A 15579-nucleotide genomic window follows, 5' to 3' on the forward strand; every position below is an offset into this window, starting at 1 on the left:
GTAATTTATACCAAAAAATTAAAATATTTGCTATTATTCCTCAATTATAACTTAATCACTAAAGTTATTTTACAATTGACTTATTTTAAATTAATGATATTATATACTTAAACAAAGGAGTTTACTTGATGAAAAAATTTATTATCTTAATTTTTATGCTATCAACAAGTTTATTATACAACTGTAAAAATCAAGACAATGAAAAAATTGTATCAATTGGGGGATCTACAACTGTAAGCCCAATACTAGACGAAATGATTTTAAGATATAATAAAATAAATAATAATACTAAAGTAACATACGATGCACAAGGAAGCAGTGTTGGCATAAACGGACTATTTAACAAAATATACAAAATAGCAATATCATCAAGAGATTTAACAAAAGAAGAAATTGAACAAGGAGCAAAAGAAACTGTATTTGCTTATGATGCTTTAATTTTCATTACAAGCCCTGAAATAAAAATTACAAATATTACAGAAGAAAATCTAGCTAAAATACTAAATGGAGAAATTCAAAATTGGAAACAAGTAGGAGGCCCTGATGCTAAAATCAACTTTATTAATCGAGACTCTTCTTCTGGTTCTTATTCATCTATAAAAGATCTACTTCTTAATAAAATATTTAAAACTCACGAAGAAGCTCAATTTAGACAAGACGGAATAGTTGTAAAATCTAATGGAGAGGTAATTGAAAAAACAAGCCTTACTCCGCACTCAATAGGATATATAGGTCTTGGATACGCAAAAAATTCAATAGAAAAGGGTTTAAATATTCTTTCTGTCAATAGCACATATCCTACAAAAGAAACAATAAATAGCAATAAATATACCATTAAGAGAAATTTAATAATAGTTACAAATAATAAATACGAAGATAAAAGCGTAACTCAATTTATTGATTTCATGACAAGCTCAACCGGACAAGATATTGTTGAAGAACAAGGTTTTTTGGGGATAAAAACATAATTAAATTAAAGGAAAAAACACTTGACTTAATATTAAGTCAAATAATACAATTTAACACTGACATGAGCTTTAAGGGATTCTTTTAAAAAATGCATCTAAGCTTAAAGACAAAAAGAAAAATAATTGAAATTATTTTCAAATCTTTTATTCTTATATCTGCAGTAATAAGCTTTCTATCAATATTGTTTTTAGGTTTGTTTATATTAAAAACTGGAATAACACCATTTATTAATAACAAAATTAAAATTTTAAACTTTTTATTTAGCACAAATTGGGATCCTACTAGCAATATTCAAAAATCTTATGGTATCTTAGCATTCATTATTAATTCCTTTTTAACTACACTTTTTTCTATTTTAATTGCTTTACCAATTGGATTGGGATTTGCAATATATTTGCTTGAAAAAGCAAAAGGCTTTTATAGAAAATTTTTACAAACAGTAATAGAGCTATTAGCAGGAATCCCTAGTGTGGTTTACGGATTTTTTGGAAGCACATTTATTGCAGCTTTAGTAAAAAATATTTTTCAAAGAGAAGACAATTTGGGATACAATTTAATAAGCTCATCACTCATATTAAGCATAATGATAGTTCCTACAATAATTAGCGTTTGTTATTCATCACTTAAAACCGTTCCCAAATCATATAAATTTGCATCTCTTGCATTAGCAGCAACAGACTGGCAAACAATATATAAAATAATAATACCATCGGCTAGTCGAGGTATTTTAGCAGGAATAATATTGGCAATAGGAAGAGCTATTGGAGAAACAGTAGCAGTATTAATGGTCGGAGGGGGCTCTCCTCTATTTATAAAAAACGTATTTTCTCCCATTAGAACGCTAACCGTAAATATTGCTATGGACATGGGATACGCCTCGGGTGTTCACAGAGAAGCTCTCTTCTCTACAGCTCTAGTATTATTGCTATTTTCAATAATTACAAATTTACTCAAAAATTTTATACTATCTTCAAATAAAGGGTTAAAGAAAAAGTGACCAAACCTCAAATAAATAAATTAATTAACAAGTTCTATTTCTTTATAATTAATTTTATTGCATATTTTTTAACAGCTGTATTAATTTTTCTAATAGTATATGTATTGTACAACTCTTTATTTTATTTCAAAAAAAAACAAACTTTATTTTTAAACAAAGCTCAAAATTTTGTGCCATTTAAAACAGAAGAAAACAAAAAAATACAAATTGTTTTTATTGTTAACAAAAATATCAATACAGACAAAATTTCAATAGAAGACATTTACAACATATATAATAATAAAATTTCACACTGGGGAAGCATTTCAGATCAAGGAATTGATATTATACCTATTGCCAGTTCAATTGACAACATATCTAACAAAGCTATTCTAAAAACACTAATCAAAAACAATGTATTTAATAAAAGATACATAAAAATCGAACCATCTACAAAAAAAATACTTCAAACTATTAATAGCACAACAGGCTCTGTAAGCTATTTAACAAAAGAAGAATTCGAATCCTTAGACTTTAAATTATATCCCAATATTAAAGCTTTAAAAATAAAAACTATGTCTGTCCTAATAGGTAAAAAAACTTTAACAAAAAATGAAAATGAAATAATCAATACATTAGGTGTCGATGAAGTTGAAAAACTCATTAAAGGCAAAGAAAAATGGATTAATTTAATATCAAAGGATTTTAAATTAAAAATAATAAAATATAATCTTGATCAAGAAGAAAATATAATACAAACTATAGAAAAAACAGAAGGCGCACTAGCAATTGTGCCTTGGCATTATTTTCAAAATCTTAAAGCGCCCTTTATTAAAATGCATTATTTTGATAAAAGCAGTCCTTTGAATTTAAATTTCATATTATCTATTCCAAGAGATTCTGGGGCATATGGCGGAATTTCTTATTTAATATTAAATACTTTTTATGTAATACTGCTAACAACTGTTATTTCAATATGCATTGGAATAGGAACCGGCATAATGCTTGCCGAATACACTTCTAGTAAAATATTTTACAAAATACTATCTATGAGTGTTGACATCCTTTCCTCAATTCCTGCAATAATTTTTGGACTTTTTGGACTGATTTTTTTTGTGCCAATTTTTGGAATAGGAATACTCTCTGGGGCAATAACAAGCTCTCTAATGATATTGCCAATGATTGTTAAAACAACCGAAGAAGCATTTAAAACAATCCCAAAATCATACAAATATGCTTCATTCGCCTTGGGGGCAAATAACACAGAAACTATAATTAAAGTTATGGTTCCAGCAGCTATTCCTGGAATACTAACAGGAATAGTTCTTGCAATAGGAAGAGCTTTAGGAGAAACAGCCGTATTACTTTTTACAATGGGAACAAACTTGGGACTTGCAACAAATTTAAATGAACCATCAAGAACATTAACTGTACACTTACTGATGTTATTTCAAGAAGGACATCTGGACAAAGGATTTGGGACAGCTTCAATACTTGTAATAATGGTGCTCATAATAAATTTGACTTCAAAATTTTTAATAAACAAATTATATAGGATTAAATAAGTGATAAAAGAAAAAGATACACAAAAAAATGAAGTTATAATAGAAACAGAAAATCTAAATCTATTTTATACAGATTTTAAGGCTTTAAACAATGTAAATATTAAAATACTAAAAAATAGCATTACCGCTTTAATAGGCCCATCTGGCTGTGGCAAATCAACATTCTTAAGGACTCTCAACAGAATGAATGATCTTGTTGAAGGCATTAAAATAGAAGGCAATGTAATATATGAGGGGAAAAACATTTATTCAAATAATTTCGACATCTTGGAGCTTAGAAGAAAAATAGGAATGGTATTCCAAACCCCTAACCCATTTTTAATGTCTATCTATGACAATATAAGCTATGGCCCAAAAATTCACGGAACAAAAGATAAAAAAAAACTAGACGAAATAGTAGAACAATCACTGAAAAAATCTGCACTCTGGAACGAGGTCAAAGACAAACTTAATACAAATGCCTTAAGTCTCTCGGGGGGTCAACAACAAAGACTCTGTATTGCAAGAACTCTTGCAATAGAACCAAATGTAATACTAATGGACGAACCTACCTCTGCTCTCGATCCAATATCAACAGGCAAAATTGAAGAGCTAATAATAACCTTAAAAGAAAGTTACACAATAATCATTGTAACTCACAATATGCAACAAGCCGGAAGAATATCTGACAGAACCGCATTTTTCCTTAATGGGTGCATTGAAGAAGAAAGTTCAACTGACGAACTATTCTTCAATCCTAAAAATACCAAAACTGAAGAATATATCAGTGGAAAATTTGGATAATTTCAACCTAATGAAACATCAAGAAACATCATTAATGTAAAACCAATAACACCAAATATACTTGGCACTTTATTGTCAATGTCTTTTCTCTTAGCTTCAGGTATTAGTTGTTCAATTGACACATAAATCATGGCTCCTGCAGAGAAAGCCAGAGCAAAGGGTAAAATTCGGGTAAAAGAATAAACCGCATAAGCACCCATAAGCCCCCCCACAATTTCTACCAATCCTGACATTTGGCCATAGTTAAAGCATTTTGCTAAAGCAACATTACCTCTTCTTAAGGGCAAAGAAATAGCCGCTCCTTCGGGGATATTTTGAATGCCAATACCAAGCGTAAGAAGCATAGCTCCAACTAAAGTTTGAATATCTGGATTAGACGCTAAGGCTCCAAAAGCAACTCCAACTGCTAATCCTTCTGGGAAATTATGTAAAGTAACAGCAGTAAAGAGTAAAAAATCTTTTTTACCGTGCTTAGTTAAGTCTTCATCAATAAAAGTAAGTTTATCAAGATCTGGAACAAATACATCTACAATGTATATAAAAAATGCTCCAACAAGAAATCCAAAAACAGCCGGCACCCAAGTAATGTACCCAAGCTCCTCAGCTCTCTCGATAGCGGGCTGAATAAGTGAAAAAAAACTGGCTGCTATCATAATGCCCGCTGAAAAGCCAAGCATAGCGTCCATTATTTTATTATCTACCTTTCTAAAGAAAAAAACTGCCGCTGCTCCAAAAGCTGTAGTAAACCAGGTGAAAGTAGAACCTAAAAGTCCTAATAATACAGGATGTAAAGTCAATAAATAATCTAAAATTGATTTTATCATAAAGTCTCCTATTAAAATAAATCAACAAATAATAAGTAATTTACTTATCAATCAAAATAGCTTTTATTCTTCTTATACCTGAAGATGAGGATTGTTCTTTTTGTATTTTAAAAGTACCAAGTTCATTAGTATTTTCTACATGAGGACCTCCACAAACTTCAAGTGAAAATCCATCTATCTCATAAACGCTAACCAAATCATCATATTTTTCTCCAAAAAGAGCCATAGCGCCTTTTTCTCGAGCCTCACTTAATTTCATTATAATTTTTTTTACAGACAAAGAATTTTTTATCTGTAAATTAACAATCTCTTCAACTTTTTTTATCTCAGCATCTGTCATCTTTTCAGAATGAACAAAATCAAACCTTAATCGCTCAGCAGTAATATTGCTGCCTTTTTGTCTAACATGATCACCTAGTACCAATTGAAGTGCCTTATGCAGCAAATGAGTCGCCGTATGCAGCTTAGTGGTCTCATAAGTATAATCGGCAAGCCCACCTTTAAAGACTTTGTCACCCCCTTTCTTTGAAGTCTTTTGATGCTTTTTAAAATGCTCATCAAAACCCAACTTATCAATGTTAAAACCATACTCAAGAGCAAGCTCTTCTGTTACTTCATATGGAAAACCATAAGTATCATATAGTTTAAAAGCAATATCGCCAGGAATAGTCTTGGAAGGTAAATTTCTTGTTATTTTGATAAATTCTTGCTCTCCTTGAGATAAAGTTTTAAAAAACTTTTCTTCTTCTGTGCTCAATTCCTTTTTGATGAAATCTTTTTTTTCTGTTAGCTCATTGTAAAAAGATCTATAAATAGCTTCTACAGAATCAACAAGATCAGCTAAAAAATGGGATTTTATTCCAAGCTTCTTTGCATATCTTATAGATCGCCTTATTAGTCTTCTTAAAACATATCCTTGGCCCAAATTGGATGGGAAAATAGCAGAACTATCAGCAAGAATAAAGCAAGCTGCTTTAACGTGATCAGAAATTATTCTAATACATCTATCATCATCTTCTTTTTGTCCATAAATTTTACCAGAAATATATTCTATTCTCTTTATTATGGGCATAAATGCATCTGTATCATAAACTGAAGATTTGCCCTGCAAGAACGCAATTGTTCTCTCAAGGCCCATTCCCGTATCGACACATTTTCGACCCAATTCTATGTAATTACCATTTTCGTCTTTATTGTATTGCATAAAAACATTATTCCAAATTTCAAAATACTTACCACAATAACACGTAATATTACAGCCAAGAGAACACTTGGGCTTTCCAGTATCCACATATATTTCAGTATCTGGCCCACAAGGCCCTTTAGATCCAACAGGACCCCAAAAATTATGATCCTTAGAAAGATAATATATTCTATCTTTAGGAATGCCCAAGCTTTCCCAAACTTTAGCAGTCTCTGTATCACGCGGAATCTCTTGATCACCTTCAAATACGCTCACATAAAGACTGTCTTTTGGAATATTTAAATAATCAGAAGACGTCAAAAATTCAAAACTACACTTTACAGAATATTCTTTAAAATAAGCCCCAAGAGACCAATTTCCAAGCATTTCAAAAAAAGTTAAATGGCTTAAATCTCCAACCTCATCAATGTCGCCTGTTCTTAGGCATTTTTGAACATTAACAAGCATATCTCCTGATGGATGCACTTCTCCAAGAAGATACGGGATAAGGGGCTGCATGCCAGCTGTATTAAAAAGAACTGTAGGATCATTTTCAGGAACTAATGATTTACCCATTATTTCAAAATGTCTTTTTGATTTAAAAAAATCAATATATTTTTTACGCAACTTATCAAGTGTCATTAAATAAATTCCTCATTTTTTCTATATATTATTAAATCGCCTTTTAAAGTTAAATTTTTAATATAATTAACAAAAACTGTTGTCATAGTTTTTAAATCTTTTTTACTTATTTTTCCCAAAAAAGCTTCTTCATCTAAAATAATTTCTTTACGCCTTTTTGAAACATTTGAAAGCATTTTATCTCTAACCTCATCGGTTTTATCTTTAATAATAATTGCAATCTCTTTGTCTGTAAACTCTCTTAAAATATTATGAAGATCATTGTCCATGATTCTCAATATTACATTGATATCAAATATTTTTTCTCTAATTTCGCTGTCCACAACAGGATTTAAATCTCTCATATTAATATTATTAAGCAGATTTTTCTCCTCATTAGAATCCATATAGCTTAAAATATCAACAAGGATCTTAGATCCATCAAGTTTATCTGTCTTAAGATTCCCCTGCATCTTAAATCTATCCTTAAGCTTATTTGAAATTGCCTCTATTGTCTCCATACTCAATTGCCTTGGTTTGACAAGATCTTTTACAAATTTTCTTCTATCTTCTTCTTCTAGCATTGAAAAAACATACTTTTTTTGATCTTTATTTAAATAATTATATAATATAACAAGCGTTTTAATATTCTCATCTTTAATTAATGCCCAAAGTTGTTCATGCTCAATTTGAGATAAATAATCAAAAGGAATAAAAATATCATTGCCAGTAACTTTTTTATAAATTGATTTTGCCTTAGATTTTCCCAACGTTTTATTTAATAACTCATAAGCAAAGTTATCATCAACCTTAACATACCTTTTTTGATTTCTTAGTAAATCTTCAAATTCTTTAATAATATGCTCTTTTTCTTCTGGAGCAATATAACTAATCTTTGAAATTTCTCTAGTAATCAAGATTATATCTGAATCATCAAGCTCAGACATAATCTTTGCAGATTTTTCAAGTCCAATAGCCAAAAAATATTTTGCAACCTTTGTGACTTTACTCTCTTTTCGAATAAACCCTGGCTTTAAATCATTAATATTATTGGACTTGGACTCAACCGGTGCTTTATTTTTATTGCCCTTAATAAGACTTATCCAAGATCTAAGCATAGAGCCTTGAATCTCTGAATCGGAAAAATTTTTATTTAAACTCAAAGTATCAATTTCTTCAAAAGTTTTTTTGCTTAAATTTTTAGCATTTTTGTACTTGGAAAGCCTAGGATCCTGCATAACTTTCATCTCTTTTAATGTTTGTAAGAACTAGTAAATTGGGATGCTCTTTGAGAAGTCTGGCTGGACATTCATTAATAGAATTATTAGCGCCTAAAAAATTTTCTAAAGCACGCTTTTTATCATCACCCATAAATAACAAAACAATAGCTTTTGAACTAAACAAAGATTTAGGCGTTAAGCTTATTCTTTTACTAGGAAATTTGGGAGAATTGTATTCATACTGATAACCTTCTACATCTGAGAACAACAATTTTCTCGAAGGGAAAAGCGATGCTATGTGGCCATCCTCGCCAACAGAAACCAAAATAAAATCAAAAATATTAAACCTAGAATTAAATTCAATATTATAATCATGAATCGCTGTGGCTTCGTCTATTTCGCTATAAACAAAAGCATGAAATTTGGAAATGCTTATTAAATTTTTATCAACCATTTTGGAAAAAAATTTTTTATTTAAAAGATTATAATTACTATTCTCATCATCTAATGGAACACACCGTTCATCAACTAAAAAAAAATGTGCTCTTCTAAAAGAAAAATTTTGTTTAAGAAAAACACTTAAGAAGTTAACTATACTTCGACCACCACAAATTCCAATACTTGTATATTTATCTTTATCTACATTCATATTAAAAAAATCAAAAAATCTATCTTTTAAATAATTCTCTTCATCAGAATATAAAAACTCCATTTAATTTCCCTTAATACATATAATATAAATAATAATAAATATTTAATAAAAAAGTTTTAATCTTGGATAAATTTAAATTATTTGCTTTAATGCGAACATAAGCCGAATCACCATTCAAATCATACTCTAAATCCCAAATCAAAGATACCAAAAGGATTTCCTTTTTGCCCATGCCCTTAGCCGCAATATAATTACTATTTTTAATGCCAACTTTTTTTATTCTGTAAGAAATTATAATTAACAATGACAGGAAAAGTATTAAAAAAAATAAATCTTTGGTTTCGCTAGGCATATAACAATTCCTCCTAAAAAAGAACAAATAATTGTTAAATTGGCTCGTTTATTCTAACATATTATGTAATGTTAATAAATCGGAAAATATCAATAGCTCCAATGGTAAACATCACAGACGAGCATTTCAGATATTTAATAAGACTTTTGTCAAAAAAAGTTACATTATACACCCCAATGATTTCCGCAAAGTCAATAATTATGGGTGATGTAAAAAAAATTATAAAGCAAAACCCCTTAGAATCTCCAATTGCAATTCAAATAGCAACAAACTCCAAAAATGATGCCCTTAAAGCTATTCAAATTCTTGAAAAACACTTTAATTTTGATGAATACAATCTTAATGTTGGATGCCCATCTCTAAAAATCCAAAATGCAAATTGTGGAGCTTGTCTAATGAGCAATGCTAATCAAGTAGGTGAAATTTTAAAAACGATGAAAGAAAATACAAATAAGCCTATTTCAATTAAACATAGATTGGGTATAAGGCCTTTACCTAGTGATTACAAAAATGAAAGTTATTCTGAGGTAAAAAGCTTTGTCAAAATAATCTCAGATTTTGGTATCAAAAATTTTATTGTACATGCAAGGATTGCAATATTAAAAGGATTTTCTCCTAAAAATAATAGGAATATTCCAAAATTAAAATATGAATTTGTATATAATTTGAAAAAAGAGAATAAAAATTTGTTTATTGAAATAAATGGAGGAATCAATAACTCAGAACAAATTAAAAAACACTTATCTTTTGTTGATTCTGTCATGATTGGGAGAAGTGCATTTGAAAATCCATACTTTATTGCAAACGCCTCAAGAGAATTTTTAAACGAAACTGATGAAATTATCACAAGAAAAGACTTATTGATAAAAATGGTAGAATACATTAAAGAATACGAAAATTATTTGTCGATAAATATATTATTCAAGCATCTTATGGGAATAGTATTTTCCAAAGAAGGAGCAAAAAAATTTAGACAAAATTTAACAGCACCATTTCCGAAAAACTTAAAAAAATATGAAATATTGCTAAAAGCTATAGAAACATTGCCAGAAAAAATACTAAATTCTAATTCTTAAAAGGAATATAATCAAAGCCTGTATACTTAACCAAACTTTTAGGAATTCTAACTCCTCCGTTTTGATCCTGAAAGTTTTCAAGTATGGAAATAATAACCCTTGTAGTAGCTATTGCTGTTCCATTTACCATGTGTACAAATTTATTTTGCCCATCTTGATCTTTATATCTAATCTTAAGCCTTCTTGATTGATAATCTGTACAATTTGAAGTTGAAGTAACCTCCCCATAACTACCTTTTCCGTCTCTTCCAGGCATCCAAGCCTCAATATCATATTTTTTATAAGCTGGAGAACCAAGATCAAAAGAACAAATATTTAAAACCCTATAAGGAATTTCAAGCTCAGTAAAAATTTGCTCTTGAATGCTCAAAAATTCATCATGAATAACTCCAGATTCTTCTGCTTTGCAAAAACAAAACATCTCCACCTTGCTAAACTGATGAACTCTATAAAGACCTTTTGAAAGCTGGCCGTATGCTCCAGCTTCTTTTCGGAAACAATGCGAAAACCCTGCCATTCTTATTGGCAAAGTGAGATCTATTATTTTATTATAATAGTAACCACCAAGCGTAATTTCAGAAGTGCCCACAAGATATTTATCCGTATCTTCAATCTTATAAATATTGCTTTCGTTGCCACGAGGATTAAAACCAATTCCATCAACTATAAACTCTCTTGCAACATCAGGAGTAATAAAAACATCAAACCCTTTTTCTCTTAATTTATTTAAAGAAAAATTAATAAGAGCAATTTCTAAAAAAACTGCTTCATTTTTAAGATAATAAAATTTACTCCCGCTAATCTCGCGTGCTCTGTCAAAATCTAGAAGATCTAAATCTCTGCCAAGTTCTAAATGATCTTTTGGCTTAAAATCAAACTTTGGAACAGCTCCAACTTTTTTTATTTCAAAATTATCTTCTTCACTATTACCAATAGGCACATCGGGTGACAAAATATTGGGTACCCGCTTGTTTTCAAGGTCAAAATCAACAGATACTCTTTTAAGCTCTTCTTCTAGATCAAGAAGCTGTTTTTTTAAAATTTTTCCGGTTTCCATTAAAGAGATTTTTAAAACCTTATCAAGATTTTCTCGCATTTTAGAAGAATTTTCATTTCTTTTTGCATTAAGCTCACCAATTTTGGTAATTATTTTTTTTCTCTTATCATCAAGATAAATTAACTTATCAATATCTAAAACAAGGCCTCTTGCTTTAATACTTCTCTTAACAAGATCAAGGTTATCTCTAATAAATTTCAGATCAAGCATCCTATCTCCTAAGATATATCTTAAGTAAAATTTTTAAACAAAATTACAAATAATATTAATTCATATCAAGGTTATTATATAATATCTTATAACAGGATTAGAATAAATATTGTAGGGAGAAATCATCGCATGCTAAGTCTAAGAACAATAAAAACAACCTTTATGTTAATATCTATATTAATGATTTTTAACGGATGTACAAAAAAATCAACCAAGATCAATTTTAAAGATATTGGCTTAAATAGCAATAAAATGAATTCTTTAATAATAACTTCAATGAGCTCAAAAGAAGAATCACAATTTTATGAATACAATATTAGAATCCCTAAATTAATAATTGAGGGAAAAGAAAAAGGAAATCTTGAAGAATTAAATACCGAGCTTAATGAATATGTGAGCCAAATTGTAGCAAGACTTGAGATTGTTAGTAAAGAGCTTAAACCTGAGAATAAAAAATTCAACTTAAAAATAGACTATGAAATTCACCATGGATACAATATTTATACAATAATACTTATTGCAACTCAAGAAATCAATGATAGCCCTATTACAAATTACAGAAGCTATTACATTCAAGATAAAGGAAATTATATTTATAACATTGACGACATAATTAAAACAGACGAAGCATTCCCATTTTTTATAAAAAAAATTAAAGAAAAAATTTTACCTAATGAATTATTATTTGATTTACAACAGGCAGTAATTTACTTTGAAAACAAAAAACTTATTATTAAATTCCCTGAATATACATTTAAACTAGACGACACAGAGGAGCTGCCAAACATATTTGAATTTAATGAAAGTGAAATAGCACAATTTGTAAAATAAGGATTAAAGACATAAATGAAAAAGAAAAAAATTTTCAAACTAATTTCGAAAACTTATTTAGAAGAACATGATGCAGAAGGATTGTATTTTAAACACGACAGCGGTCTTGAAGTATTTCACTTAAAAAGTGATTCTTTTAAAGAAAATGCATTTTGCATAGCTTTCAAGACAATACCTTCAAACAATACTGGAGTTGCGCATGTTTTAGAACACACAATTTTTTGCGGCTCTAACAAATATAAAATAAAAGACCCATTTCTTTACCTATTAAAGGGAAGCCTAAATACATTTTTAAATGCAATGACATTCCCAGACAAAACTATCTACCCAGCAGCATCAACAATTGAAAAAGACTACTTTAATTTATTTAATATCTATGCCGATTCTATATTTAACCCATTGCTTAAAAAAGAATCATTTATGCAAGAAGGATACAACATAAATCCAAAAGATTTTAAAGTATCTGGGATTGTCTTTAATGAAATGAAAGGTAGCTATTCAAATAAAAATTCTCTAATAAACGAAATAGCAAGTAGTTCTCTTTTTGAAGAAGGAGCATATAAATACGATTCGGGCGGAATCCCAACAAATATTATTGATCTTACCTATGAAAGTTTTTTAGATTTTTATAAAAAATACTATACACTTGAAAACTGCAAAATATTTTTATACGGGAACACTCAAACTGAAAAAAATCTAAATTTCATTGAAAAATACATAATAAGGCCTTATAAAAAAGAAAAAAGCAATGTTAATGTTGACATAGAAAACGTTAAAAGATGGGATAAGGGGAAAAAATTAACATACAAAATTCCTAAAGAAAACGATAATTCTCTTGGGGTATACACAATAAACTGGCTTTGCACAGAAATTAACAATATTGAAGACAGCATTGGTCTTGAAATTCTCTCAGAAATACTTCTAGATGATTCTTGTTCATTCACAGTCAATATCTTAAAAAGCGGAATAGGTGAAGACATAGCCCATATTAGCGGAATCAATACAGATTTAAAAGAATCGATTTTCTCATTTGGACTCCAAAATGTTGTTGAAAACAAAGAAAAAGAATTTAAAAATTTAGTTTTCAGCGAGCTTAAAAATTTAGTAAAAAATAAAATCCCAAAAGAATTAATAAAAGGAATTCTTTTTGGCTACGAATTTGCTTTAAAAGAAGAAAAGGGACAAAATTTCCCTATTGCCTTAATGATAAAAAGTCTCAAAGGCTGGCTAAATGGCCTGCATCCAATCAAAACATTACAAACAAGCTACTATATAAATGAAATTACAAATAAACTGGAAAAAGGAATTTATTACTTCGAAAATTTAATTGAAAAATATCTAATATTTAATAATCACTATACATTAATAAGTTTTATTCCATCACACGACACAGAAAAGGAAATGGAAGAAGAAATTGAAAAAAAATTAATGGCAAAAGAAATTGAACTCAAACAAAATCCAGAAGAATTTTTACAATTTAAAAAAGACTATAATCAGTTTAAAAAATACCAAAATAAAAAAGACTCTAAAGCAGATATAGTAAAACTTCCCTTACTAAAAATAGAAGATTTGCCAAAAGAAATAGAAAAAAGTTTAAATCTTAATGAAATAAAAGAACTAAATTTACATTCTTTCAAATTTAAGAATAACAATATTTTTAATGTAAATTTATTTTTTAAACTAAATTTTTTAGAAAAAGAAGATTATGTATACCTATCTTTATTCAAAAGGGCTCTCCAAGATTTATCTACAAAAAATTATTCTTACATAGACATTAATAATAAAATCCAAAATACTTTAGGACAAATAAATATATCTGAGAGTTACGACGAGGACATTGATGGGAATATTTTAAATTCATTTAATATTAGCTTTAAATCTTTTAATAATAAAGTTAAAGAATCATTTGAACTGATAAAAGAAATTTTAACGAATATTAACTTTCATGATTATGAGAGATTAAAAGAAATAACACTAAGCTTGAAAAATGATTTTAAAGCCTTATTAATCCCCAAAGGACATCTTTTAGCAATGTTAAGGTCCAAATCAAAACTAAAATTAAACGAGTATTTAAAAGAATTGCAAAATGGAATAACAGGTAGAGAATTTTGGCAAAAAGCAAAAACCGATACAGAATCTTTAAAAGAAATTGCAAATAAATTAGACAATTTAAAAAATAAAATAATTTTAAAAAATAATCTATCTGCACTAATAATGGGAAATACTGATGATATTCTTAAAAACTTAGAAAATGAATTTTTCAATCTAAAAGAAAGCCTAGAAGAGAGCAATTATTACGATAGATTGCTCAATCTTGATACAAACAACAAAACATTAAGAGAAATAATAATTATCCAATCAAAAGTAGCTTTTAATGCTATATGTTTCCCCAGTTACAAAATCAACGATGAGAATTATCCAAAAGCAAACTTTCTAGAGCATGTATTAAGAAGTGGAATGTTTTGGGAAAAAATAAGGGTAATGGGGGGTGCATACGGAGCAAGTGCATCAATCACTAATGGAATCTTTTCTTTTGCATCCTATAGAGATCCCAATTTCACTAAAACGTACCAAGCTTTCGAAAACTCCTTAGAAGAATTAGCTAATAATAAAATGACAGATGGGGATATTTATACCTATTTGGTAGGTTTAATAGGGACCAACATCTATGTAAAAACTAAAGCTACAGAAGCTTTACAAAGCTATAGGAGAAAAATGCTAAATATTACCGACAGCTTAAGGCAAGATATTCGAAATGCCTACTTTACAATTACATCGCAAGATATTAAAGAAATATCTACAAAGATTTTAACACAAATAAGACAACACAATAGCATTGCGGCTTTAGTAAATAACCAAACATACGAAGAAGAAAAAAATAACCTAGAAAAATTAATAGGAAAAGAATATAGTGTGAAAAAAATTTATTAATATTTTATCAAAATTTTATACAAAAAAGCCAATTTTTAGGACTTTTTATACCTTTTATTAAATTTATCAATTCTCCCTGCTGCATCAACAAACTTTTGTTGGCCAGTATAAAAAGGATGAGATTTGCTTGTAATCTCCACAGTAATCAATGGATATTCCTTTCCATCAGTATATTTAATAGTTTCCTTTGAGTTTAGAGTAGACCTGGTTAAAAACATTGCTCCATTTGATCCGTCTTTAAATACCACTAAATTATTTTTAGGATGTATATCTTTTCTCATAAAACCTTCCTCTTAATCTTCAATAAAGTTTAATTGACATTAGAAATA

14 protein-coding genes are annotated in these 15579 nt (G+C 28.8%); 7 read left to right on the top strand and 7 right to left on the bottom strand.

Features of this window, described 5'->3' with window-relative positions:
* Window positions 1-128 precede the first annotated feature (128 nt).
* The 4 genes from QIA22_RS01630 (at window position 129) to pstB (ending at window position 4293) form a co-directional block, all read left to right on the top strand.
* The gene (locus tag QIA22_RS01630; RefSeq protein ID WP_301611440.1) at window positions 129-968 is read left to right on the top strand and encodes an extracellular solute-binding protein; all 840 of its coding nucleotides are present in this window, start codon (window positions 129-131) and stop codon (window positions 966-968) included.
* Window positions 969-1057: 89 nt separating this feature from the next.
* Complete coding sequence (gene pstC / locus QIA22_RS01635) at window positions 1058-1966, top strand: phosphate ABC transporter permease subunit PstC (RefSeq protein ID WP_301611441.1); 909 nt, start codon at window positions 1058-1060, stop codon at window positions 1964-1966.
* A gap of 104 nt (window positions 1967-2070) precedes the next feature.
* The gene (gene pstA, locus QIA22_RS01640; protein WP_301611442.1) at window positions 2071-3510 is read left to right on the top strand and encodes a phosphate ABC transporter permease PstA; all 1440 of its coding nucleotides are present in this window, start codon (window positions 2071-2073) and stop codon (window positions 3508-3510) included.
* On the top strand, window positions 3511-4293 hold the full coding sequence (gene pstB, locus QIA22_RS01645; protein WP_301611443.1) for a phosphate ABC transporter ATP-binding protein PstB: 783 nt from the start codon (window positions 3511-3513) through the stop codon (window positions 4291-4293).
* 2 nt (window positions 4294-4295) lie between these two features.
* Here the strand turns inward: pstB and QIA22_RS01650 are convergent, their stop codons facing one another.
* Genes QIA22_RS01650 through QIA22_RS01670 form a run of 5 tightly spaced genes read right to left on the bottom strand, consistent with a single transcriptional unit; the run spans window position 4296 to window position 9145 of the window.
* Window positions 4296-5117 carry a ZIP family metal transporter gene (locus QIA22_RS01650; RefSeq protein WP_002556818.1) on the bottom strand — a complete coding sequence of 274 codons (822 nt, stop codon included), beginning with the start codon at window positions 5115-5117 and terminating at the stop codon, window positions 4296-4298.
* Window positions 5118-5157: 40 nt separating this feature from the next.
* Window positions 5158-6942, bottom strand: coding sequence for an alanine--tRNA ligase (locus QIA22_RS01655; protein ID WP_301611444.1), 1785 nt, complete (start codon window positions 6940-6942; stop codon window positions 5158-5160).
* Window positions 6942-8159 carry a flagellar motor switch protein FliG gene (locus QIA22_RS01660; protein ID WP_301612198.1) on the bottom strand — a complete coding sequence of 406 codons (1218 nt, stop codon included), beginning with the start codon at window positions 8157-8159 and terminating at the stop codon, window positions 6942-6944. Before QIA22_RS01660 ends, QIA22_RS01655 begins: the two co-directional genes overlap by 1 nt.
* Window positions 8146-8853 (bottom strand): 6-phosphogluconolactonase, encoded by a 708-nt coding sequence (gene pgl / locus QIA22_RS01665; RefSeq protein ID WP_301611445.1) that lies wholly within the window; start codon window positions 8851-8853, stop codon window positions 8146-8148. The genes QIA22_RS01660 and pgl overlap by 14 nt, the downstream gene beginning before the upstream one ends.
* A 10-nt stretch (window positions 8854-8863) precedes the next feature.
* Entirely contained in the window at window positions 8864-9145 is a 282-nt protein-coding gene (locus QIA22_RS01670; RefSeq protein ID WP_301611446.1) for an SIMPL domain-containing protein, read from the bottom strand.
* A gap of 68 nt (window positions 9146-9213) precedes the next feature.
* On the opposite strand from QIA22_RS01670, the gene dusA reads away from it, so the two are divergent.
* Window positions 9214-10221, top strand: a complete 1008-nt coding sequence (gene dusA, locus QIA22_RS01675) for a tRNA dihydrouridine(20/20a) synthase DusA (protein ID WP_301611447.1) — start codon at window positions 9214-9216, stop codon at window positions 10219-10221.
* Here dusA and serS read toward each other — a convergent pair.
* A complete protein-coding gene (serS, locus tag QIA22_RS01680) occupies window positions 10211-11488 on the bottom strand; it encodes a serine--tRNA ligase (protein WP_301611448.1) in 1278 nt (425 codons plus the stop codon). The genes dusA and serS overlap by 11 nt on opposite strands.
* A gap of 129 nt (window positions 11489-11617) precedes the next feature.
* Between serS and QIA22_RS01685 the strand changes: the two genes are divergently transcribed.
* Complete coding sequence (locus tag QIA22_RS01685) at window positions 11618-12319, top strand: hypothetical protein (protein WP_301611449.1); 702 nt, start codon at window positions 11618-11620, stop codon at window positions 12317-12319.
* 15 nt (window positions 12320-12334) lie between these two features.
* Window positions 12335-15250, top strand: coding sequence for an insulinase family protein (locus QIA22_RS01690; RefSeq protein WP_301611450.1), 2916 nt, complete (start codon window positions 12335-12337; stop codon window positions 15248-15250).
* Between the two features lie 35 nt (window positions 15251-15285).
* On the opposite strand, the gene QIA22_RS01695 is transcribed toward QIA22_RS01690, so the two are convergent.
* A complete protein-coding gene (locus tag QIA22_RS01695; protein WP_014023479.1) occupies window positions 15286-15531 on the bottom strand; it encodes a type B 50S ribosomal protein L31 in 246 nt (81 codons plus the stop codon).
* Window positions 15532-15579 lie beyond the last annotated feature (48 nt).

Origin of the sequence: Borreliella kurtenbachii, from assembly GCF_030437945.2 — a bacterium.
Taxonomy (GTDB): Bacteria; Spirochaetota; Spirochaetia; order Borreliales; family Borreliaceae; genus Borreliella; species Borreliella carolinensis.

What these genes read in the sequence shown, in the direction of transcription:
- pgl (WP_301611445.1), bottom strand. Translation starts at nt 8,853, where the DNA reads ATGGAGTTTTTATATTCTGATGAAGAGAATTATTTAAAAGATAGATTT.
- QIA22_RS01685 (WP_301611449.1), top strand. Translation starts at nt 11,618, where the DNA reads ATGCTAAGTCTAAGAACAATAAAAACAACCTTTATGTTAATATCTATA.
- QIA22_RS01660 (WP_301612198.1), bottom strand. Translation starts at nt 8,159, where the DNA reads ATGCAGGATCCTAGGCTTTCCAAGTACAAAAATGCTAAAAATTTAAGC.
- QIA22_RS01695 (WP_014023479.1), bottom strand. Translation starts at nt 15,531, where the DNA reads ATGAGAAAAGATATACATCCTAAAAATAATTTAGTGGTATTTAAAGAC.
- QIA22_RS01630 (WP_301611440.1), top strand. Translation starts at nt 129, where the DNA reads ATGAAAAAATTTATTATCTTAATTTTTATGCTATCAACAAGTTTATTA.
- QIA22_RS01690 (WP_301611450.1), top strand. Translation starts at nt 12,335, where the DNA reads ATGAAAAAGAAAAAAATTTTCAAACTAATTTCGAAAACTTATTTAGAA.
- QIA22_RS01670 (WP_301611446.1), bottom strand. Translation starts at nt 9,145, where the DNA reads ATGCCTAGCGAAACCAAAGATTTATTTTTTTTAATACTTTTCCTGTCA.
- dusA (WP_301611447.1), top strand. Translation starts at nt 9,214, where the DNA reads ATGTTAATAAATCGGAAAATATCAATAGCTCCAATGGTAAACATCACA.
- serS (WP_301611448.1), bottom strand. Translation starts at nt 11,488, where the DNA reads ATGCTTGATCTGAAATTTATTAGAGATAACCTTGATCTTGTTAAGAGA.
- QIA22_RS01655 (WP_301611444.1), bottom strand. Translation starts at nt 6,942, where the DNA reads ATGACACTTGATAAGTTGCGTAAAAAATATATTGATTTTTTTAAATCA.
- QIA22_RS01650 (WP_002556818.1), bottom strand. Translation starts at nt 5,117, where the DNA reads ATGATAAAATCAATTTTAGATTATTTATTGACTTTACATCCTGTATTA.
- pstC (WP_301611441.1), top strand. Translation starts at nt 1,058, where the DNA reads ATGCATCTAAGCTTAAAGACAAAAAGAAAAATAATTGAAATTATTTTC.